At 50.0% G+C, this 19,799-nt stretch carries 16 protein-coding genes, 1 tRNA gene and 1 pseudogene; 9 read left to right on the top strand and 9 right to left on the bottom strand.

The window, feature by feature from the left end:
• Positions 1–96 precede the first annotated feature (96 nt).
• Positions 97–1,881, top strand: coding sequence for a diguanylate cyclase (locus HCH49_RS12010; RefSeq protein WP_221702732.1), 1,785 nt, complete (start codon positions 97–99; stop codon positions 1,879–1,881).
• Here the strand turns inward: HCH49_RS12010 and HCH49_RS12015 are convergent.
• Positions 1,878–2,171: a hypothetical protein gene (locus HCH49_RS12015; RefSeq protein ID WP_221702733.1), complete on the bottom strand. Its 294-nt coding sequence runs from the start codon at positions 2,169–2,171 to the stop codon at positions 1,878–1,880. The two genes, HCH49_RS12010 and HCH49_RS12015, sit on opposite strands and share 4 nt — an antisense overlap.
• Positions 2,172–2,536: 365 nt before the next feature.
• On the opposite strand from HCH49_RS12015, the gene HCH49_RS12020 reads away from it, so the two are divergent.
• The 5 genes from HCH49_RS12020 to catA all read left to right on the top strand — a co-directional run bounded on the left by HCH49_RS12020 (position 2,537) and on the right by catA (position 7,779).
• A complete protein-coding gene (locus tag HCH49_RS12020) occupies positions 2,537–3,610 on the top strand; it encodes a catalase family peroxidase (RefSeq protein WP_047061213.1) in 1,074 nt (357 codons plus the stop codon).
• Positions 3,607–4,194 (top strand): cytochrome b, encoded by a 588-nt coding sequence (locus tag HCH49_RS12025; protein ID WP_221702734.1) that lies wholly within the window; start codon positions 3,607–3,609, stop codon positions 4,192–4,194. The genes HCH49_RS12020 and HCH49_RS12025 overlap by 4 nt, the downstream gene beginning before the upstream one ends.
• Positions 4,195–4,594: 400 nt before the next feature.
• Positions 4,595–5,089 (top strand): molybdopterin-dependent oxidoreductase, encoded by a 495-nt coding sequence (locus HCH49_RS12030; protein ID WP_039263874.1) that lies wholly within the window; start codon positions 4,595–4,597, stop codon positions 5,087–5,089.
• Between the two features lie 17 nt (positions 5,090–5,106).
• On the top strand, positions 5,107–7,038 hold the full coding sequence (locus tag HCH49_RS12035) for a putative bifunctional diguanylate cyclase/phosphodiesterase (protein ID WP_087822967.1): 1,932 nt from the start codon (positions 5,107–5,109) through the stop codon (positions 7,036–7,038).
• 63 nt (positions 7,039–7,101) lie between these two features.
• Positions 7,102–7,779 (top strand): type A chloramphenicol O-acetyltransferase, encoded by a 678-nt coding sequence (gene catA / locus HCH49_RS12040; RefSeq protein WP_221702735.1) that lies wholly within the window; start codon positions 7,102–7,104, stop codon positions 7,777–7,779.
• 220 nt (positions 7,780–7,999) lie between these two features.
• Here the strand turns inward: catA and HCH49_RS12045 are convergent, their stop codons facing one another.
• Positions 8,000–8,938: a HEPN domain-containing protein gene (locus tag HCH49_RS12045; protein WP_221702736.1), complete on the bottom strand. Its 939-nt coding sequence runs from the start codon at positions 8,936–8,938 to the stop codon at positions 8,000–8,002.
• Between the two features lie 383 nt (positions 8,939–9,321).
• On the opposite strand from HCH49_RS12045, the gene HCH49_RS12050 reads away from it, so the two are divergent.
• The gene (locus HCH49_RS12050) at positions 9,322–10,677 is read left to right on the top strand and encodes an FRG domain-containing protein (protein ID WP_221702737.1); all 1,356 of its coding nucleotides are present in this window, start codon (positions 9,322–9,324) and stop codon (positions 10,675–10,677) included.
• A 766-nt stretch (positions 10,678–11,443) separates the two neighbouring features.
• Here the strand turns inward: HCH49_RS12050 and HCH49_RS12055 are convergent.
• From HCH49_RS12055 to proB, 4 genes and pseudogenes are all read right to left on the bottom strand, one after another.
• Positions 11,444–11,576 (bottom strand): annotated as a pseudogene (locus HCH49_RS12055) (integrase arm-type DNA-binding domain-containing protein); the annotation flags it as partial.
• 165 nt (positions 11,577–11,741) lie between these two features.
• Positions 11,742–11,817, bottom strand: a tRNA-Thr gene (locus HCH49_RS12060).
• Between the two features lie 111 nt (positions 11,818–11,928).
• Positions 11,929–13,182, bottom strand: a complete 1,254-nt coding sequence (gene proA / locus HCH49_RS12065) for a glutamate-5-semialdehyde dehydrogenase (protein ID WP_069303699.1) — start codon at positions 13,180–13,182, stop codon at positions 11,929–11,931.
• Positions 13,183–13,193: 11 nt separating this feature from the next.
• Positions 13,194–14,297, bottom strand: coding sequence for a glutamate 5-kinase (proB, locus tag HCH49_RS12070; RefSeq protein WP_221702738.1), 1,104 nt, complete (start codon positions 14,295–14,297; stop codon positions 13,194–13,196).
• 304 nt (positions 14,298–14,601) lie between these two features.
• Between proB and phoE the strand changes: the two genes are divergently transcribed.
• Entirely contained in the window at positions 14,602–15,654 is a 1,053-nt protein-coding gene (gene phoE / locus HCH49_RS12075; RefSeq protein ID WP_033144705.1) for a phosphoporin PhoE, read from the top strand.
• A gap of 138 nt (positions 15,655–15,792) precedes the next feature.
• On the opposite strand, the gene crl is transcribed toward phoE, so the two are convergent.
• From crl to gpt, 3 genes are all read right to left on the bottom strand, one after another.
• On the bottom strand, positions 15,793–16,194 hold the full coding sequence (gene crl / locus HCH49_RS12080) for a sigma factor-binding protein Crl (protein WP_023310506.1): 402 nt from the start codon (positions 16,192–16,194) through the stop codon (positions 15,793–15,795).
• A 57-nt stretch (positions 16,195–16,251) separates the two neighbouring features.
• A complete protein-coding gene (gene frsA / locus HCH49_RS12085; protein WP_221702739.1) occupies positions 16,252–17,496 on the bottom strand; it encodes an esterase FrsA in 1,245 nt (414 codons plus the stop codon).
• Between the two features lie 104 nt (positions 17,497–17,600).
• Entirely contained in the window at positions 17,601–18,059 is a 459-nt protein-coding gene (gene gpt, locus HCH49_RS12090) for a xanthine phosphoribosyltransferase (RefSeq protein WP_010427903.1), read from the bottom strand.
• A gap of 260 nt (positions 18,060–18,319) precedes the next feature.
• Here gpt and pepD point away from each other — a divergent pair, with 260 nt between their 5' ends.
• Positions 18,320–19,777 (top strand): cytosol nonspecific dipeptidase, encoded by a 1,458-nt coding sequence (gene pepD / locus HCH49_RS12095; protein ID WP_221702740.1) that lies wholly within the window; start codon positions 18,320–18,322, stop codon positions 19,775–19,777.
• Positions 19,778–19,799 lie beyond the last annotated feature (22 nt).

The raw sequence follows: 19,799 nt of genomic DNA on the forward strand, positions 1-19,799 counted from the left end.
AGGCGGCGCTGTGCCGCCTTTTTTTTCGCCTTAAATCAAACGTTTTCTATAATTTGAAAGAACGCCATCCTACTCATGTCGTAAAAGGATCATCAGGTGCGAATCGCGACGATAACAAACTGGGCCTATGGTGCCACGGTCTGCCTGACCATCGCCTCCGGCATCATCATGCTGATGGCGTCCAGCGCTGATACCCTCGAGCGTCAGGCCGTTGAACAACGGCAGAAATTTGATCAGCTCACGGAAGATATCGAAACCGATATCTGGGCCCAATCTGATTTAGCACGGCTGTACGTCATTAAAAAAGATCCTCAGGTTCTCAAGGAATATAACCAGGCGGAAAACAGCCTGAAGAGCATCGAGCTTCGGCTGGAAAAGTTGCAGGATAACGGCGCATCGGATGAAGAACTGGCCCTGCTGCATGAAGGAATAAAGATCGTCGATGAGCTGCAGGACGAACAGCAAACCGCCCTTTCCAGCCTTGAGCGAGGAGAAGACGCGCAGGCCGTTGCGCTACTCTACGGTGCGCCCTATGAGCAGGAGCTGGAGCGCGCGCAGAACCAGCTCGATCACTTCCGCCAGATACTCGACAAACGCGTCATCGCCTCCGTTCAGGACGCGACAAAAACATCGAAAGCGCTGCGTACGGCCTCTGAGCTGATGGTCGGCCTGACCGCCCTGCTGTTCCTGTTTGTTCTCGGCTTTATATTAAAGCGCCGCGTGCTGCGCCCCGTGGTGCGCCTGAGCGACGTGGTGCACCGCCTGGCATCCCAGGATTACGCGGTTGAAACGCCCAATTTCAACCAGATTGATGAGATTGGCGACATGGCCCAGGCCATCCGCATCTTCCGCGAAAACGGCCTGGCGCGACAGCGTCTGGAAAAAGAGCGCGATGCCGACTGGGCCATCCGCGAGCTGCTGGCGCGCATGACCCAGCGGCTGCAGGGGTGTGAGAACTTTAACGATGTGATTAACGTGGCGGAGCTGTTTGCGCCTAATATCGCGCCGGGGATCGCGGGGCGACTTTACGTCCTTGACCGGGAGCCATGGCAGATGCGCTGCGTCGCACACTGGCTTTCACCGGTTGGTGAAGAGACGAGCTTCCACCCGGACGAGTGCTGGGCCGTGCGCCGCGGGCAGAGCCACCCGCCGGTAAACGGTGAGCCGGATATCGCCTGCTACCATCTGCCGTCCTCCCAGGCGGAAAGCTCGCTGTGCGTGCCGCTTATCGCCCAGGGCGAGGCCATTGGCCTGCTCTCCTTCCAGAATATTACGGCGGACAACGCCCCTTCCCGCGCCTATCTGGAGCTGATGGCCGAAGCGCTCGGGCTGGCGCTGGCCAACCAGCGTCTGCGCGACGCGTTGCTGGAAAAAGCCTTGTTCGACCCGCTCACCGGCCTGCGTAATCGTCATCATCTGGAAGATACCCTGCAAACCCAAACGGCACAGGCGTTGCGCACCGGCGAACCGTTAAGCTGCATGATGATCGACATCGATCACTTCAAGAGCATCAATGACCGCTTCGGCCATGAAGCGGGCGATCAGGTGATTAAAAGCGTGGCGTCAATTGTTCAGCGGGCCGCACATGACAACGGACTCGCATTCCGCTACGGGGGCGAGGAGTTTCTGGTCCTGCTTCCCGGTGCCGATGAACCAGAGGCGCACGCCTGCGCGCAGAAGATTTACAATAGCGTGCATGAGCTGTCGCTTCGCTACGGGCTGACCGAGATTGGGCCGGTGGATGTGTCGATTGGCATTGCCAGCTACCCGCAACATGCCCAGACTGACAACCTGCTGCGCGCCGCGGATGTGGCCTTGTACCGGGCGAAAGAGCTGGGCCGCGCGCGGATTGTGAGCTTTGGGATGCTGGAGGCGGGTTAGCTATTATTTTCACGCCACTGCTTTACCTTCTCATCCGTAACTTCATTTTTATAACAAATGGGAGCATAGCCTCCCGCTTTACTCCATGCGCTGCGTCTGCCGCAGGCGCTTCCGTTTCTGGCCCGGTTAAAAGGACAGGCGCATACTCCGGGATAAGATGCGATCGACTCTGCAATAACGTTCTCTTTAACCTGTTCACTGGAAACTGAACTGTTTTTTGCCATAGCGATGTCCGCAACAAAAAAGCAGCACACAGCGCAAAGCACCATCAAGAATGGTCTTTTTTTCATTTTTTGATTCGTTTTAAGGAAGGGTGTGCACACGATAAGCGGCGAATGAAAGAGATAATCTGATTTACATCAATGAATCTAATTCGTCAGGAACAACAAACCTTACACGTTCTCGCTTGAGAAATAGAAAACTTTAAATTACATATTTCGTCACTATTTCTCAGTAAGAACCTGTCCTGCCACAATTACCGTTGTGATAAGTAGCCCTCCTTTGGGACGGCGAAAAGGTTTAAACTTTTCGTGATATTCTTTCTTTACGCCCCTTAATTTTTATACTCAAACCATATTCGCCACTGTATTAACACATGTCACGCGCAATACGTTGTGCATGACATGTGAAGATATTTTGTTATGGAAAAACGTCTATGTCGAAACTGGATTTGAGATCCAAAAAAACCTGGGGCGCGCTGGCATCGATCGCCGTTGTCGCCGGTACGCTGGCATTTGCTTTTGCATGGACGGCGGGCTGGCTTGGTTCACGCACGGTCAGCCAGGCACTGGTGGGTGAAACACCGAAACCCTTCCCGCCGGGTTTTCGCCGCGCGCATGGAAAAGGCATCTGCTTTGCTGGCACCTTTACGCCAAACGGCTCGGCAAATTCTCTTTCAACCTCCCGCCTCTTCTCACAGCAGGAAGTGCCCGTGGTGGGCCGATTCTCTATTGGTACTGGCGATCCCCATGCCCCGGATAGTACGACCAAAACCCTGAGCATGGCGCTGCTGCTGAAGACAGATGACAAGCAGCAATGGCGAATGGCGATGAACAACGAGCCTTTCTTCGCCACGCACAGTCCGGAAGGTTTTCTGGCCTTGCGAAAAGCCACGGCTGTCGATGCAGCCACTGGCAAACCGGATCCACAGCGTCTCGCAGACTTTTTGAAAGCGTACCCGGAGGCGGAGAAATACCTTAAATGGGCGGCACAAAAACCCGCGCCCGGCAGCTTCGCGGGCGCGACGTTTTACAGCATTAACGCCTTTTATCTTGTGAACTCGCAGGGAGATCGCCAGGCCGTTCGCTGGATGATGCGTCCGCACGAGCCTTTCCTTTCTATGAGCGATGAACAACGACAGAAAGCCGATGACAACTTCCTGTTCGAAAACCTGCGTCAGCGCCTGGCGCAGAAGCCACTCTATTGGGATTACGTTTTGCAGCTCGCACAGCGGGGCGATCCGGTGGATGACCCTTCCCAGCCATGGCCGGACGATCGCAAACAGATGGTTGCCGGCACGCTGGAAGTGACGCGTGTCGAAGCACAATCCGAGGGCGCGTGCCGCGACGTTAACTTTGACCCTTCGATTGTTCCTGCAGGCGTTGCAGTGTCTGATGATCCCATCTTAAACGCCCGTTCCGCTGCCTATTCCCACTCTTTCAGTCGCCGTGAGCGGGAAATCGGCTACGGCAAGGCCACCGAAGCTGTGCAAAAGCAGGAGGTAAAATGAGCTCGAATAAAGATATGCGAGAGCACGCGCCGCAGCATTTCAATATCCTGGCGCGAAGCCTGCATTGGCTGATGGCGGTGATGATCCTGGCCATGCTTTTCATCGGTGCCGCAATGATGACGTCGTTACATCACCGGATTTGGTTAATCGACCTGCACCGGCCGCTGGGTGTCGCCATTTTACTGCTGGCACTGGTGCGTCTGGTCAACCGGCTCCTCAGCCGGACGCCCCCACTTCCTGCTGATTTGCCCGTCTGGCAGGAGCTTGCAGCAAAGGCATCACACTGGATGCTGTATGGGTTAATGCTGGCAATGCCGCTGCTGGGCTGGGCGCAACTGTCGGCAGCCGGGCTGCCGATTGTGATGTTTAGTGGCGTCAACCTGCCGGCGATTGCCCCGAACAGTCCAGCACTGTATGCCTGGTGTCACGACGCCCATAGCCTTCTGGCAAAGTTGCTTTTTGCTGTGGTGCTGGTCCATATCTCTGCCGCACTCGTTCATGCGTGGATCTACCGGGACGCAGTGTTTTCCAGCATGGCGAAAGGGGGGAAGTCGGCGTCAGCCATCCAGGATGACATGAAGTAAGGCAAGCGATATGGGACACGCACCATCAGAATGGTCGTGTTCTCGCTTATCGTCGTCATCCTGAAACAACGGACACAACCGGGGTGCGTATTTAGTCTCCAGATTCGCGCCCCAAAAAGCCAAGGACATCCTAAAATTGTCGCGGAAGTTAATATCCATCAATTAAAGCGGTTATTTTTTAAACAGAAGAGCATTTATGCCCGCAATTTTAGCTTTTATCAAAAAGTTAAGCGTCGCTCTAGTATCAAACACCCTGTCACCCGCAACACCTAACCCATTGATTAAAATGGGTTTATATCAACAAAAACGATAAAACCCCTTACTCCTCAACAAAATATATAAACTCGTGTGATATCTAAATTATAATTCTTATACTTATGTTCAAAAGGTGGAGGTCAAAATGCGATTAACCCTACTGCTGTTATGCTGTCTCGTACAAAGTGTAACCTGGGCTGGCGACCTGCCAAAACCAGTTGGTAAACCCATTTTAACGATTTACGGTAATATAGAAAATACCAATGAAAATGGAAAAGCAGTGTTTGATCTCGCCAGCCTTGAAAAACTCGGAGTAGTGAGTTTCGAGACGACATCTCCCTGGTATAATGGTCGTACGAAGTTTGAGGGTGTTCCAATGAACAAACTCATGGAGTATGTGGGTGCGAAGGGAACTAACGTTAATGTTATTGCGCTCAATGATTACTCTACCGTGATCCCTCTCAGCGACTTTAAAAAATACAACGCCATACTTGCCTTAAAGGTCAATGGCGAATATATGCGCATCCGCGATAAAGGCCCATCGTTCATTGTATACCCCTATGACAGTCTTCCTGAGTTGAATAATCAGATTTATTACTCACGATCAGCATGGCAGGTTAGCAAAATGAAGATTGAGTAGTCGTTCAGGAGAACATAATGAACAGGATACTGGTTGGTATCATTTTTTCTCTTTTTATCACGACAGGATATATTGCATTCCTTGTTTACGATCGACAGCAGGAATTGCAAAAACTGACTCAATACACTGAGTCCTGGTCCGTGGCACAACTGGTATCAGAGTATTACCGTTTTGAATCATGGCTTGGTCTATACGCAACCGATACCGATGACGTTACGATAGACCAGGTCCGCATGCGTCTTGAAATTATGCTAAGCCAGAGCGATTTAATGAAAGGGGGTGATTTAGGTCGCTATATTGACAGTGATAAAGCGCATCAGGAGCTCGCTTTGCGCTTAGAGAAAATACTGGCCTATCTGGATAGCCATCTTGAAAAAATGAGCCACCCAGAGCTACAGGCATACCTGACAAATATGCATGACCTTGATGCGCCACTGAGCCAGCTTTCAGCAACGGCATTGACGAAAGATATTAACACGGTTAATGAATCCAACCATAAAATACAGATTCTTTATTATATTTATTCGGTGCTTTCATTATTACTGGTAATATTAAGCTTTATTCTGGGTTTCTTAATGATCTACCAGAATAAAAACATTCTCAAAGCGCACATGCAGGTTAAAAGCCTTGCTGACGAGCTTCAGATATCAAAAGAAACGCTGCAAATTCAGAACTCGAAGCTGGAATATGATGTTTATCATGACTCCCTCACCGGCATGAAAAACCGTCTTTTCTTCTGGGACGATCTCAACAAAATTAATCTTCAGGCAGATAAAAACCATATCCCCGTCACGGTGATGTTATTTGATTTAGACCGCTTCAAAGAGGTCAACGATACCTATGGCCATGATGCCGGAGATTTGCTGCTGAATCAGGTATCCAGACGCCTCACCTCAATGAGCAGCGCCACTGATACGTTTTACCGTTTGGGCGGAGATGAGTTCGCCCTGTTGTCCAGTGGACTCACTGAAGCAGCCGCCGTTTCGCGCGCCAAAGAAATCAGCGAACATATCAGCCAGCCCTATACGATTAATAACCAGCTGATAAAAATCGCCACCTGTGTGGGTATCGTTTTATCTGATAATGAACGGCGCTCTGACTACCTTTATAAATTTGCCGATCTGGCGCTCTACGAAGCCAAAAAAGAGGGCTCACAGCAGATAAAAGTCTTCCGTCAGTGGATGCTGCAAAAGTTGCAGGAAAGCAGAACCCTTGAACATGATATGGCACTAGCGATCGATAACCATGAATTCGTTGTTTATTACCAGCCTATTGTCGATTCATTCAGCAATGAAATTTACGGCTATGAAGCGCTTATTCGCTGGATACACCCGGTGAAGGGGCTACTGTCACCCGATTACTTTATTTCCGTCGCTGAAAAAACGGGGATGATCAACCAGATCGGCAAAACCGTGCTGGAGCTTGCCTGCCGGGAAGCGGTTTCCTGGGCGGTTCCGGCAAGGATCTCTGTGAACGTCTCACCCGTTCAGCTGGGCACAAAATCCTTTACGGCAATGGTACAGTCCATCCTGAAGGAGACAGGACTTCCGGCAAACCGTCTTGAATTAGAGGTTACGGAGTCATCGCTCTTCAGCGACAGCAACACGCCGATCACTATTCTCAAAAAGCTGAGAACGCTGGGTGTAAGAATTTCAATCGATGATTTCGGGACGGGTTATTCATCGCTCTCACGTCTGAGTGAACTGAATTTTGATAAAATTAAAATCGACAAATCCTTTGTGAACCCGATATCCACGCAGGATGATGCCCTTAATATCGTTAAATTGATAACCGGCATGGCGAAGAGCCTCAATATGAGGGTCATTGCAGAAGGTGTTGAAACCGAAGCGCAGCTCGAACGTCTTCAGGCGCTAGGCTGCGATCTCGTGCAGGGATATCTGTTCGGAAAACCACAGGCTGAGATTGACAGGAAGATTAGATACGGTTGAAATGGTTGCGCGGCTTTTTCTGGCCCAAAATCCTTTAGGCGATTGATAATCAAAGGTTAAAAAATGAAAAAAGCAGCCCCGGAATATACGCCTGTTGATTTATCTCGTTGGGCCAGGAAGGAGCATTTTGAAGTATTCCAGTCATTTGCTGAGTGTACAATTAACCAAACGGTTCTGATCGACATCACCGCGCTGCGAAAACATATCAAAAAGGTCGGCTGGAAGTTTTACCCAACGATTATTTTCCTCCTCTCTAAAATCATGAACCGGCATCCGGAATTCCGTATGGCCATGAAGGACAATGAGCTTGTCATATGGAATGAAATTCATCCCAGCTATACCATTTTCCACCCTGAAACAGAGACCTTTTCGTCATTGTGGAGCCATTTCGACGGCAATATTCAGCACTTCCAGAACACCTATGCAGAAGATGTTGCGCGCTATGGCAATAACCTTTCTTATTGGCCGAAAGAAGAGTCCCGGGAAAATGTCTTTTTCGTATCGTCTATTCCCTGGGTGACGTTTACGAACTTTACGATGAACATTGCGCACATGAAGAACTTCTTTTCCCCTATGTTCACGTTTGGAAAATACTACGAGCAGGATGGGAAAGTGTTGTTGCCTATGGCGGTACAGGTACATCACTCGGTGTGCGATGGTTTCCATGTGGCAAGAATGTTTAATGAGCTGCAGGAGATGTGTGATGGTTTGCCGGAGCTGTCGGAGGGACTAAATAGCTGATACGCCGAAGGCGGTTTTAAAAGATGGTGCGATAATAGGAATAAAACAAACCTTCATAAGCAACTGTTATTTATACATTTAATAATATTGTGTTTTATTAGATACCCCCATAAGTACCCCCAAATAGTTTTAGCTTAAAATTAAATTGACCGAATTACTTTCAAGTGTAAATTTTTTGAGGTAATTCGCTTAATGTTACCGCGCAACTATTTAAGTGATTTTAAGTAAGAAGTCTTTCTTCATAATCTTCAACAGTTGGCATTCTGCCTAGCTCTGTCATCCGGCAAACTAGTTGCGATAGGAGCTTCCTTACCTCAATTATATGCTCAACTAAGTGATGATCTGACGTAACTCCACCGTGTACCGCTTTAGAGCGATAATCATACAGTTTCTTTATCCTGCGATACGCCTCTAAACGCTGTACCCCTCTTTCTTCAAGATATGCCGCCGCCATGAGCGCCAGCCGGAAACGAAGTTCGGAGTTTATGCCAAAAAGAGCCTCAATTCCTGCCCATAACGCCGCGGCAGACATCCGTAAATTGGCGTGTTGGTTGTGGGTCGTAAGAGAATCTATAGCTAGTCTAAAGGCCGGGAACTCAAGCAAAGTTATCCAATTTTCTAAGTATTGTTGAACCCAATCGAGAGCCTCAAGCGATAGTTCTTTAACGGTATCTATTCGACGAGTTGCAGGTACGTCTTCAAGAAGTTGTACTTCGCAGGAGTTTGAGTTCATCGCGGGGAAAACATCCCATGATACATTTGCTACCGCGGGGACAAGTACCTCAATGAGAGTACGACATCTGATCGCCGATAAGATCCACCATCCTATGTTTAACTCTGTCTGTTGAAGAGTTGAATTACAGCATTGCAAAGCAAGTTCATGCGTTAATGCAGGCATATGGCGAGCAATAGGGCTTAGTAAGGATTTATTCTTAAGGGCAGCAGCAAGCTCGATTTCTCCTGGCGGATAAAGTACTTCTCTTAAAACGCCGATACCCTCAAAAATATAGGGACTTTTACTAAAGGTTAGACCAGACAAAGCAAAACATATTTCATGTTGCTCTCGTAAATGCTTTATTTTTTCCGACGCGTATTGCTTACGCCGCTTAAAGTGGGCTGTTAAATCCAATAACCTATCCTTACTATACTCTTTTTCCATATTTTACAGCTCCTTAGATAGCTTCATATACCTTAGACCATAGAGCTTATTGAAATGACTCGACTGTAAACCATAAGCATGTTAGCAGAATAAAATTTAATGTAGACTATATAAGGATAAAACCAAATGAACAACTAAATTAATGATAATTTTGTGATTTCAAGTCTATTGTAAGATTACAAGCAGCTTATAGAAATCATTTATTTTCAATAAATATGTGATCAAGGTTGCACATTCGAATTTTTGTTTATAATACTTTGCACAAGCCACGTGTTATTTTTATGTATGTTTTATTAATCGATATTCATAACAAAACAAGGTATAATAACTATTTGTTATATAACAATTAATTTTATTGTCACTTCTTATTAAAAGGATTGTTTATGTTTAATTTAATAGTTGCTGGTGATATTTATAACTTCATCAAAGAAGATTCTGGCCGAGAAAACTTTTCAGTTTCACGTTTACTTGAATCAACACCAGAGGATATTAGAAATAATTTACTACCTCTCACTGATGAATCTCTAGAATATCTTTCTTCATTACCTGTATTATTTATGACGGAACCGGAAAGAGAGTGGGGCGAGGATTTTGACACATCTGAATACTCTGAGATAAGAATAGGTAGCATTAGTGATTTAAAAATCACTAAATTGGGGCGAGATACAGTTATTGCATTCAACTTTAAAATTGAAAGAAATCTCGGCAAATGCAAGTTAAATGATGAAAGTCATTATTCCGATGCTCTATCCCTAGGTGGCTTCGGACTACACAGAACTCACTGGTCAATAAAACGACTTGATATTGACACAGTATTAGATTTACTTGGTATAGAGGGACAATTACCACCAGTTCAGCCTAAAAAAACCAACCTCCCAAACAAAACCGAAGATATCGTAATATCTGATGTTAATACCTATCTTGATAAAGTATTGAAACATAACTTTGATGAGGATGAAGAGGTATTTTATCGCGGACATTCAGATCATCGGTATGAATTGGAACCATCATTATACCGTAAAAGTCCGCAGGGGTTTTTTCGTTATAGGCAACATGAATCAGAAATGATTACAGAACTATTAACAGTCCAACCATCCGAATTTACTACCGATAGATATATGCTCGACAAACTGGTTCGAATGCAACACTACGGTCTTCCAACACGTTTACTTGATGTAACCACAAATCCTCTCATTGCCCTTTACTTCGCATGTTCCAGTAAAAAAATAGAAAAGGGAAGTGAGGTTGATGGTAATGTGATAATCATTACCACAAAAAAAAATCAAATTAAGTTCTTTGACTCTGATACGGTTAGTTGTATTGCAAACCTTTCGCGTTTGCCTGAACATCTAAAAAAGGAATTAGATTTCAACCTTAACAAGCATGAATTTAATAAAACTGATCCTTGTGCGCAACTCTTACATTTAATCAAGGATGAAAAATCATATTTCAAAGATGTCATTGAACCTTCTGACTTAAGAAGCCTACTTGTTGTGAAGGGAAGAATGACAAACCCAAGAATTAACTCTCAGTCAGGGGCATTCTTAATATTCGGTGAAGACGCCGTTCTTCCTGAAACAGGTTTTAGTGAGATAAAAATAAAAAAAATACGTATACAAAACAAAAGTGGTTTAATGAAAGAGCTCGCACGCTTTGGTATCAACGAAAGTACAGTTTATCCAGGCATTGAAAAAGCGGCAGGGGAAATTGCAAAAAAATATGATATTTCAAAAATATAAAGTTTAATAGTTGTTCTCATGAAAATACTGACTGAAGCAACTGTAACTTAGAGCGCGTTCTGCCAAAAATCCCCACTGGCGCTGACGGTGGGTGACAACTTTTGACAACTCAATCTGAACGCCAGCGTCCGGGCAAACCAGAACAGCGATCTGAAAGAAGCTCGAGGATAGTTGCAAAGGGGGAGTGCTTAACACCTCCCCTTCCCGAGTTCGTGTACCTGAAGTTTTCTAAAGCGGTAGCGGTTGGCACTTTACCCCTAGTTTTCCCTAGTAAGGCATAACAAACCATAGCAGGCTGACACCTGCCCTGCTTCGCATCAGGATTAACAAAAGCTAACAGCCAAGGCTCAACAAATCTCAACGCCAGCCCTTTACAGTTCTGCTGTAGCTGCTGTTCGTAGGCGTCAGGATCCGTTAGGTTGGGTTGACACTTTTCCCAGTTTCTCGCGAAAAAGTGTCAAGTTTGAGGGGCTGGGGGGTTTACAGTTTTTCGCCGTCCAGCAGGCAGAGCGAGTTTTGTTCCTGTCATCCGGCGTATCGGGGTGCATTGTGGCAACGTAGGCCAGCTCAGTACGAAGAAACCGTAAAGCGCCTGCTGCACGGTCTTTGCCATAGAAGTTGTGGGTTTCTTAATCCGGCCGGAAGAGAATCATTAGTTGCTCTTCGGGTTCGTGCTGAACATCAAAATCCAGCTCAGCGGCAGCTGCCTCTATCCGCCGGCCAGCATCAACATCAGCCGGCAGCTTTTCCTGCCATCATGCTCCAATACACGATATTTGAGCCGCCAGAATTTGCCTCCATCAGATTTGATCAGGAGATAGATACCAGCCACCATCAGTCAGCTTGTAAGGCTTATCTTTAGGCTTGGCGGCGTATACCTGCCGGGCGTTTAGTTTCACCTGGGGGTACCTTCTTTAGACCGAACAGCAAATCTAAACATAAGTCCCCAAAAAGACTGTAGATTTCAGGAAACTTTAGTCGATGCTGGAATACTAAAAGGGGCTATAAAGCTCAATGCATAAGGGGTTTCAGTGAACTTTAGTAAACCTTGGGAGACGTTAGAATGGTGCCGATAATAGGAGTCGAACCTACGACCTTCGCATTACGAATGCGCTGCTCTACCAACTGAGCTATATCGGCCCTGAGAGGCCGGTTACGAGCGTAACCACGGGGCAAAAGGTTAGATCTATCCGGGTGATGCGTCAATGCCCTTTTGAATCAAACGGCTATTTTTGCATCACCCGTGATTATTTACGCACGAATCGTATCGTCACCGAAGCCGATCCACTTGTACGTGGTCAACGCTTCCAGCCCCATCGGGCCGCGCGCGTGCAGTTTCTGCGTGCTGACCGCCACCTCAGCGCCGAGGCCGAACTGGCCGCCGTCGGTGAAGCGGGTGGAGGCATTCACATATACTGCTGAAGAATCCACTTCGTTCACGAAGCGATCGGCATTGCGCAGGGTACGCGTCAGGATCGCGTCAGAATGCTGCGTGCCGTGTTCACGAATGTGCGCAATGGCGTCGTCGAGATCGGCAACGATTTTCACGTTTAGATCCAGTGACAGGAACTCGTCGTCGTACTGCTCCGCTTTTACGGGAACAACGTTAGCCGGGCCATCCTGAAGCAGTGCGAGCGCGCTGGCGTCAGCATGCAGCGTCACGCCGCTCTCTGCCATCTGTTTGCTCAGGGCCGGCAGGAAGCTGTTCGCTATATCCTGATGCACCAGCAGCGTTTCTACGGTGTTACAGGTGCTTGGACGCTGGGTTTTCGCGTTAACGATAATCTTCAGCGCCGGTTCAATCTCCGCGCTGTCATCCACCACGATATGGCACACGCCGATACCGCCGGTGATCACCGGAATCGTTGACTGCTCGCGGCACAGCTTGTGCAGGCCCGCGCCACCGCGTGGGATCAGCATGTCGATGTATTTGTCCATGCGCAGCATTTCGTTGACCAGCGCGCGGTCTGGGCTCTCGATCGCCTGTACGGCCCCCGCCGGTAAGCCACACTCTTCCAGCGCCTGCTGAATGACTTTCACCGTCGCGGCGTTGGTACGCCAGGTCTCTTTCCCACCGCGCAGAATAGCGGCGTTACCGGTTTTCAGGCACAGGGAGGCGACATCCACCGTCACGTTTGGACGGGCTTCATAAATAACGCCGATGACGCCGAGCGGCACGCGGCGGCGCTCCAGGCGTAAACCACTGTCGAGCAGCCCGCCGTCGATCACCTGCCCTACCGGGTCGGCCAGATTGCAGACCTGACGCACATCGTCGGCGATGCCTTTCAGGCGTGCCGGGTTCAGCGCCAGACGGTCGAGCATCGCTTCGCTCAAGCCGTTGCGATGCGCTTCCAGCAGATCCTGCTCGTTGGCGAGCAAAATTTCCTGAGACTGGGATTCCAGATAATCAGCGATTTTTTCCAGCACGCGGTTTTTCTCGCGGCTGGAAAGGAGCGCCAGTTTGTAAGAGGCAGCCTTCGCGGCAGCGCCCATTTGTTCCAGCATGTTCTGGCTCCTTAACGAATAATCATGTCATCGCGATGCACGGCAACCGGGCCATATTCATAGCCCAGAATGGCGTCGATCTGCTGCGAGTGGTGACCCGCGATGCGGCGCAGCGCGTCGCTGTTGTAACGGCTTACGCCGTGGGCGATGTCGCGACCTTCGAGGTTACGGATACGGATCACTTCACCACGGGAGAAGTTGCCTGTCACGCTTTTAATTCCTTTAGGAAGCAATGAACTTCCTCGTTCCAGAATCGCGGCGGTTGCCCCTTCATCGACAACGAGTTCGCCAGCAGGAGGCGCGCCAAATATCCAGCGCTTGCGGTTTTCCAGCGGGGATTCCTGGGCGTGGAAGCGGGTGCCGACGGAGATGCCTTCCATTACGTCGCCAATCACGCCGGGGCGGCTGCCCGCTGCAATGATGGTGTCGATACCGGCGCGGCATGCGACGTCAGCGGCCTGCAGCTTGGTCCCCATACCGCCCGTTCCCAGGCCTGAAACGCTGTCACCGGCGATAGCGCGCAGCGCATCGTCGATGCCTTGAACGTCGGTAATCAGCTCGGCTTCCGGATTCGAGCGCGGGTCGGCGGTGAACAGCCCCTTCTGATCGGTCAGAAGCAGTAATTTATCGGCACCGGCCAGAATCGCGGCCAGCGCCGAGAGGTTATCGTTATCACCCACTTTGATTTCAGCGGTAGCAACGGCATCGTTCTCGTTAATGACCGGAACAATGTTGTTGTCCAGCAGCGCGCGCAGAGTATCGCGGGCGTTCAGGAAGCGCTCTCTGTCTTCCATATCCGCACGCGTCAGCAGCATCTGCCCGACGTGAATACCATAGATGGAGAACAGCTGTTCCCAGAGTTGAATGAGTCGGCTTTGCCCCACGGCGGCCAGCAACTGTTTGGAAGCGATCGTCGCGGGGAGTTCGGGGTAACCCAGGTGTTCACGCCCGGCGGCAATCGCCCCGGAGGTCACAATCACAATACGATGCCCTGCGGCATGTAGCTGAGCGCACTGACGTACAAGCTCAACAATGTGGGCGCGATTTAGGCGGCGCGATCCGCCTGTTAAAACACTGGTACCGAGTTTTACCACCAGCGTCTGGCTGTCACTCATGATTCTCTGCCGTTCAACGATAAGGGAAAGTAATGTCGAACGAACGTTTTAACAGGAGTCAGCCCCGTTGCCAACTGCCTTAGCACATCGCGAAACACTTTGTTGCGCGGGATCAGGAAGCCTAGCGGGAAATTTTGACAATTTTATTACCGAAATAATAAATCACAGTTTTTTAAAATTATTCTTAGTTTGTCATAAAAGTTTCATTCCAGAACGATAAAACCCTTCCTGTTTTTTCACGGGACTTAAGCATGAGCTTATCGTCCAGCGAATTTTTTAGCGCGTTTATAAGACAGGATCGAAAATGAAAAAGAGCACTCTGGCATTAATGGTTATGGGCGTAGTGGCTTCTGCATCCGTTCACGCAGCTGAAGTTTATAATAAAGATGGTAATAAACTGGACGTGTACGGCAAAGTGAAAGCCATGCACTACATCAGTGATGATGCCACCAAAGATGGCGATCAGACTTACGTTCGTTTCGGTTTTAAAGGCGAAACGCAGATTAACGATCAGCTGACGGGCTATGGCCGTTGGGAATCTGAATTTGCAGGTAACAAAGCCGAGAGCGACTCTACTCAGAAAACGCGTCTGGCGTTTGCGGGCCTGAAGCTGAAAAACTTTGGTTCACTGGATTATGGTCGTAACCTGGGCGCCCTGTATGACGTCGAAGCATGGACCGATATGTTCCCTGAGTTCGGCGGCGACTCTTCCGCGCAGACCGATAACTTCATGACCAAGCGTGCTACCGGCCTGGCCACCTACCGTAACACCGATTTCTTCGGCGCGGTTGACGGTCTGGACATGACGCTGCAGTACCAGGGCAAAAACGAAAACCGTGACGCCAAAAAACAGAACGGTGACGGTTTTGGTACCTCTCTGACCTATGACTTCGGCGGCAGCGATTTCGCCGTCAGCGGCGCCTACACCAACTCTGACCGCACCAATGCTCAGAACCTGCTGGCACGTGGCCAGGGTCAGAAAGCAGAAGCCTGGGCAACCGGTCTGAAATATGATGCGAACGATATTTATCTGGCTGCAATGTATTCTGAAACCCGCAATATGACGCCAATTTCCGGCGGCTTTGCAAATAAAGCGCAGAACTTTGAAGTTGTCGCACAATATCAGTTCGACTTTGGTCTGCGCCCGTCCCTGGGCTATGTCCAGTCTAAAGGCAAAGATATCGAAGGTATTGGCGACGAAGATCTGGTGAAATATATTGACGTTGGCGCGACCTATTACTTCAACAAAAATATGTCCACCTTTGTTGATTATAAAATCAACCAGATTGACGACAAAAATAAACTGGGCGTGAGCAGCGATGACATCGTTGCTGTAGGTATGACCTACCAGTTCTGATGATGTGAAATAAAAAAACCGGCTTGATGCCGGTTTTTTTATTGTCGGGATTAATGCGGTCTGGTGCCCTCTCCCACGGTGAGAGGGAGAATTTGTAGGCCGAGTAAGGCGAAGCCGCCACCCGGCGCTGTGACACCATCAGGCAGTCAGCTTCACCGCTTCGCTGGAAAAGTCATCCGCAGGTTCGAACTTGAGATCCAGGGTAGCCAGCAGTGCGCGTGCCTTATCGTGAAACTCTTTTAGCGTATATTCCAGGCGGTCAATCACTTCCTGATCTTTAATAGTGGTGGCCTGCCAGTTGCCGTCTTTATTAAACAGGCCAAACTGGTAGCTATACGTAAAGCGTTTTTCCTCTGCTTCCATTTCCATCCACCAGCCCCAGAATTCACGTTTTTCGGGTGCAGGCTTCACGTTGACGCATACAGCCAGGCAGTCGAAAAAAAAGCGATTCTCTTCACACTGCTCTTCTCGAATATACGGGCCGAGAGCCATAAACTTCTTAATCAGTCTACTTTTCGGGTGTCCACTCGGTAACGTCATTGCGATCTCCTTTTGTGAAGCCACTGTTTTACCAAACCAGCGAAATTTAGCAATCTATTAACACAATCTCTTAGCGATCCAGCGCGTAATCTCTTTCAGTGATTTGTCGAAATTCTGATAGACCGGGCTGAACGGCACCTCAAGCAATTTGCCATCCGCAGATGACGAAGTGATTAATCGCGACTCTTCTTCCGGGCTGAACGGATCGTTTTTCCAGAACCCTGACAGCATCGGCGTTGGGCAGCGACGTCCCAGCAACCCCTGCGTTTTTAACGAGTAACGATTGAGCTCAACGCGCAGCGCTTCGTCTGATGCATCATGCATGCCAAGACGGCTGGCCAGCACATCAAGGTACATTTCAGGTACGCTCCCCTGGCGTGCAGGATCGCTGAGCAGAGCGTGTACGACCGGGCCGAGGCAGGCGACAGCTTTCAGACGAGAAGATTCAAGATAAGCCAGACGCACCGCGACGTTCGCGCCGAAACGGAAGCCGAATGCCGCCACGCGGGTGTGGTCAACCCACGGAATGTTTTCCAGCGCTTTTAGCGCATGCTGGTGCAGCAGGCTGGAATCCTGAGTCAGTTTCCATTTGGATGAGAAACCAATTGAAGGCATATCAAGCGTCAGCATCGCGATCCCTTTTGGTGCGAAGTAACGCTCATACAGGCTGTAATAATCAATTTGCAGCGAATCCAGTCCGCCGCACATGAGGACGGTCGGGAACGGACCTTCACCTTCAGGCATATGCAGGAATCCGGTCACGGACGCGCCCCCTGAAATGGTGAACTCAAGTTCACGCATCCGGCCCGGTAGACGTTGAGCCGCCTCCTGATAGGCGCGATTCGCCAGCGCCTGAGCCTGCTCTGCCAGTTCATCCCCTTTTAAATGGGGGTAAGCGGCAATGCCGTAAAGATTAGCGGCGTGTAGCCAGTGCTTGCCGCTGCGCGTGGCATCCTCTTCCTGGCTGGCTTTTTGCTGCCAGAGCATCGCCTGTTTAGACCACTCGTAGATCCAGTTTCCGCCACGGTAGCCCACCACCGTATCGTAGAGTTCGCTGTCGGTACGTTCGGCTTCACTCATCACGATACGTGCCTGCACATCAAGGATTTCACGGGGGTCGATACCGCGCCAGATCCACATCAGGCGGTTAATCATGCGATACCAGTGAGGCACGTTTTTTCCGTCTAACGCGGACTGGACGGCAGGCTGGGTACCCGGATTGAAGCGACGCACCAGCGTCGACGTTTCAGGGTGTTTGAAACGGGGTTTGAAGAGAGTCTCGGTGAGATTCGCCTGCGTCATTGCGTTGCCTCCATGAATACGTCGTATAGAGACTATTGTAACGCGTGGCAGGCCAAAAAGAACAACGCCCGACATAGTCGGGCGTGTAAAGTTACGTACTGGTATTAACGGCCTGAAATAGGCGGTACGAAGACCACGCCCATATCCCATGGCTGTTCAATCCAGGTGTCCTGCGGGATATCAATCACGTAATCGTCAACCAGCGGGCGGCCAGCAGGCTTCGCGAAGATAGTGACGAAATGCGCTTTCGGATACATTTCGCGGATAGCGACCGCAGTACCACCGGTATCTACCAGGTCATCAATAACGATGAAGCCTTCGCCGTCGCCTTCCGCACGTTTCAGCACGGTCAGCTCGCGCTGGTTGTCATGGTCATAGCTGGAGATGCAAACGGTATCGACATGACGAATACCCAGCTCACGTGCCAGCAGCGCCCCCGGTACCAGACCGCCACGGCTGACGGCAATAATGCCTTTCCACTGTTCGGAAGGCATCAGACGCGCAGCCAGTTTGCGTGCGTGAATCTGCAACATGTCCCAGGTGACGACGTATTTTTCGCTCATGTGAAGTGTCCCAGCCTGTTTTTATACGGCTTAAAAAGTGTTCGAGGGGGAAATAGGTTGCGCGAGATTATAGAGATCTGACGCACTAAAAACCAGTGTTTAGCGCCCTCTGCCTGAGTTTTTACATGCTTTATGCTACCAGCCAGCAGAGAAAGTGGTATTCTCAGTTTCATCTCGCAAGCCTGACTTGTGGTAACTATTAACCTGCTAACCCTGTGACCTGCAACCCTGTTTGCAGCGCCTCGACAAGGAGACTTATCGTGTCTGAACTGTCTCAATTATCTCCGCAGCCGCTGTGGGATATTTTTGCGAAAATCTGCTCCATTCCACACCCTTCCTACCATGAAGAACAGCTTGCCGAACATATTATGGGTTGGGCGAAGGAAAAAGGTCTGCATGCTGAACGTGACCAGGTTGGCAACATTCTGATCCGCAAACCGGCTACCGCAGGCATGGAAAACCGTAAACCGGTTGTGCTGCAGGCGCACCTGGACATGGTGCCACAGAAGAACAACGACACCGTTCACGACTTCACCAAAGACCCGATTCAACCGTACATCGACGGCGACTGGGTGAAAGCACGCGGCACCACGCTGGGCGCGGATAACGGCATCGGTATGGCCTCTGCGCTGGCCGTGCTGGCCGACGAAAGCGTTGAGCACGGTCCGCTGGAAGTGCTGCTGACCATGACCGAAGAAGCGGGCATGGACGGCGCGTTCGGTCTGCAGGCGAACTGGCTGCAGGCGGACATCCTGATCAACACCGACTCTGAAGAAGAAGGTGAGATCTACATGGGCTGCGCGGGCGGGATTGATTTCATCTCTACCCTGCCGCTCTCGCGCGAAGCGATTCCTGCTGGCTTCCAGACCTTCAAGCTGACGCTGAAAGGGCTGAAAGGCGGCCACTCCGGCGGCGATATTCACCTGGGTCTGGGTAACGCCAACAAGCTGCTGGCGCGCTTCCTGGCAGGCCATGCGGCCGAGCTGGATCTGCGTCTGGTGGACTTCAACGGCGGTACCCTGCGTAACGCGATCCCGCGCGAAGCGTTCGCCACCGTAGCGGTTCCAGCGGCAAAAGCGGACGAGCTGAAAAAACTCTCCACCGTATACCTGGATATCCTGAAGAACGAACTGTCGGCGAAAGAGAAAAACCTGACCGTGGTGCTGGAATCTGTTTCTACAGATAAAGCCGCGCTGACCGCGCAGTCTCGTGACACCTTCGTTCAGCTGCTGAACGCGACGCCAAACGGCGTGATCCGCAACTCTGACGTGGCGAAAGGCGTGGTGGAAACCTCACTGAACGTGGGCGTGGTGACCATGAGCGACGACAGCGCGGAAATCATCTGCCTGATCCGCTCCCTTATCGACAGCGGTAAAGAGTACGTGGTGAGCATGCTGGAATCTCTGGGCACGCTGGCGGGCGCAAAAACGTCTGCAAAAGGCAGCTACCCGGGCTGGCAGCCGGATGCAAGTTCTCCGGTGATGGCGCTGGTGCGTGAAACCTATCAGCGTCTGTTCAACAGCACGCCGAACATTCAGGTGATCCACGCCGGTCTGGAATGTGGTCTGTTCAAGAAACCGTATCCGGACATGGACATGGTGTCCATCGGGCCAACCATTACCGGTCCGCACTCGCCGGATGAGCAGGTTCATATCGAAAGCGTCGGTCACTACTGGACGCTGCTGACTGAACTGCTGAAAGCGATCCCAGTTAAGTAATACCCTCACCCCAGCCCTCTCC

The organism is Enterobacter sp. Y17, from assembly GCF_019730495.1.
Lineage (GTDB): Bacteria > Pseudomonadota > Gammaproteobacteria > Enterobacterales > Enterobacteriaceae > Enterobacter > Enterobacter asburiae_B.

Bases quoted from the DNA above. Each gene is read 5' to 3' on its own strand.
- HCH49_RS12015 (WP_221702733.1), bottom strand. From the start codon at position 2,171: ATGAAAAAAAGACCATTCTTGATGGTGCTTTGCGCTGTGTGCTGCTTT.
- HCH49_RS12020 (WP_047061213.1), top strand. From the start codon at position 2,537: ATGTCGAAACTGGATTTGAGATCCAAAAAAACCTGGGGCGCGCTGGCA.
- HCH49_RS12025 (WP_221702734.1), top strand. From the start codon at position 3,607: ATGAGCTCGAATAAAGATATGCGAGAGCACGCGCCGCAGCATTTCAAT.
- HCH49_RS12030 (WP_039263874.1), top strand. From the start codon at position 4,595: ATGCGATTAACCCTACTGCTGTTATGCTGTCTCGTACAAAGTGTAACC.
- HCH49_RS12035 (WP_087822967.1), top strand. From the start codon at position 5,107: ATGAACAGGATACTGGTTGGTATCATTTTTTCTCTTTTTATCACGACA.
- catA (WP_221702735.1), top strand. From the start codon at position 7,102: ATGAAAAAAGCAGCCCCGGAATATACGCCTGTTGATTTATCTCGTTGG.
- HCH49_RS12045 (WP_221702736.1), bottom strand. From the start codon at position 8,938: ATGGAAAAAGAGTATAGTAAGGATAGGTTATTGGATTTAACAGCCCAC.
- HCH49_RS12050 (WP_221702737.1), top strand. From the start codon at position 9,322: ATGTTTAATTTAATAGTTGCTGGTGATATTTATAACTTCATCAAAGAA.
- proA (WP_069303699.1), bottom strand. From the start codon at position 13,182: ATGCTGGAACAAATGGGCGCTGCCGCGAAGGCTGCCTCTTACAAACTG.
- proB (WP_221702738.1), bottom strand. From the start codon at position 14,297: ATGAGTGACAGCCAGACGCTGGTGGTAAAACTCGGTACCAGTGTTTTA.
- phoE (WP_033144705.1), top strand. From the start codon at position 14,602: ATGAAAAAGAGCACTCTGGCATTAATGGTTATGGGCGTAGTGGCTTCT.
- crl (WP_023310506.1), bottom strand. From the start codon at position 16,194: ATGACGTTACCGAGTGGACACCCGAAAAGTAGACTGATTAAGAAGTTT.
- frsA (WP_221702739.1), bottom strand. From the start codon at position 17,496: ATGACGCAGGCGAATCTCACCGAGACTCTCTTCAAACCCCGTTTCAAA.
- gpt (WP_010427903.1), bottom strand. From the start codon at position 18,059: ATGAGCGAAAAATACGTCGTCACCTGGGACATGTTGCAGATTCACGCA.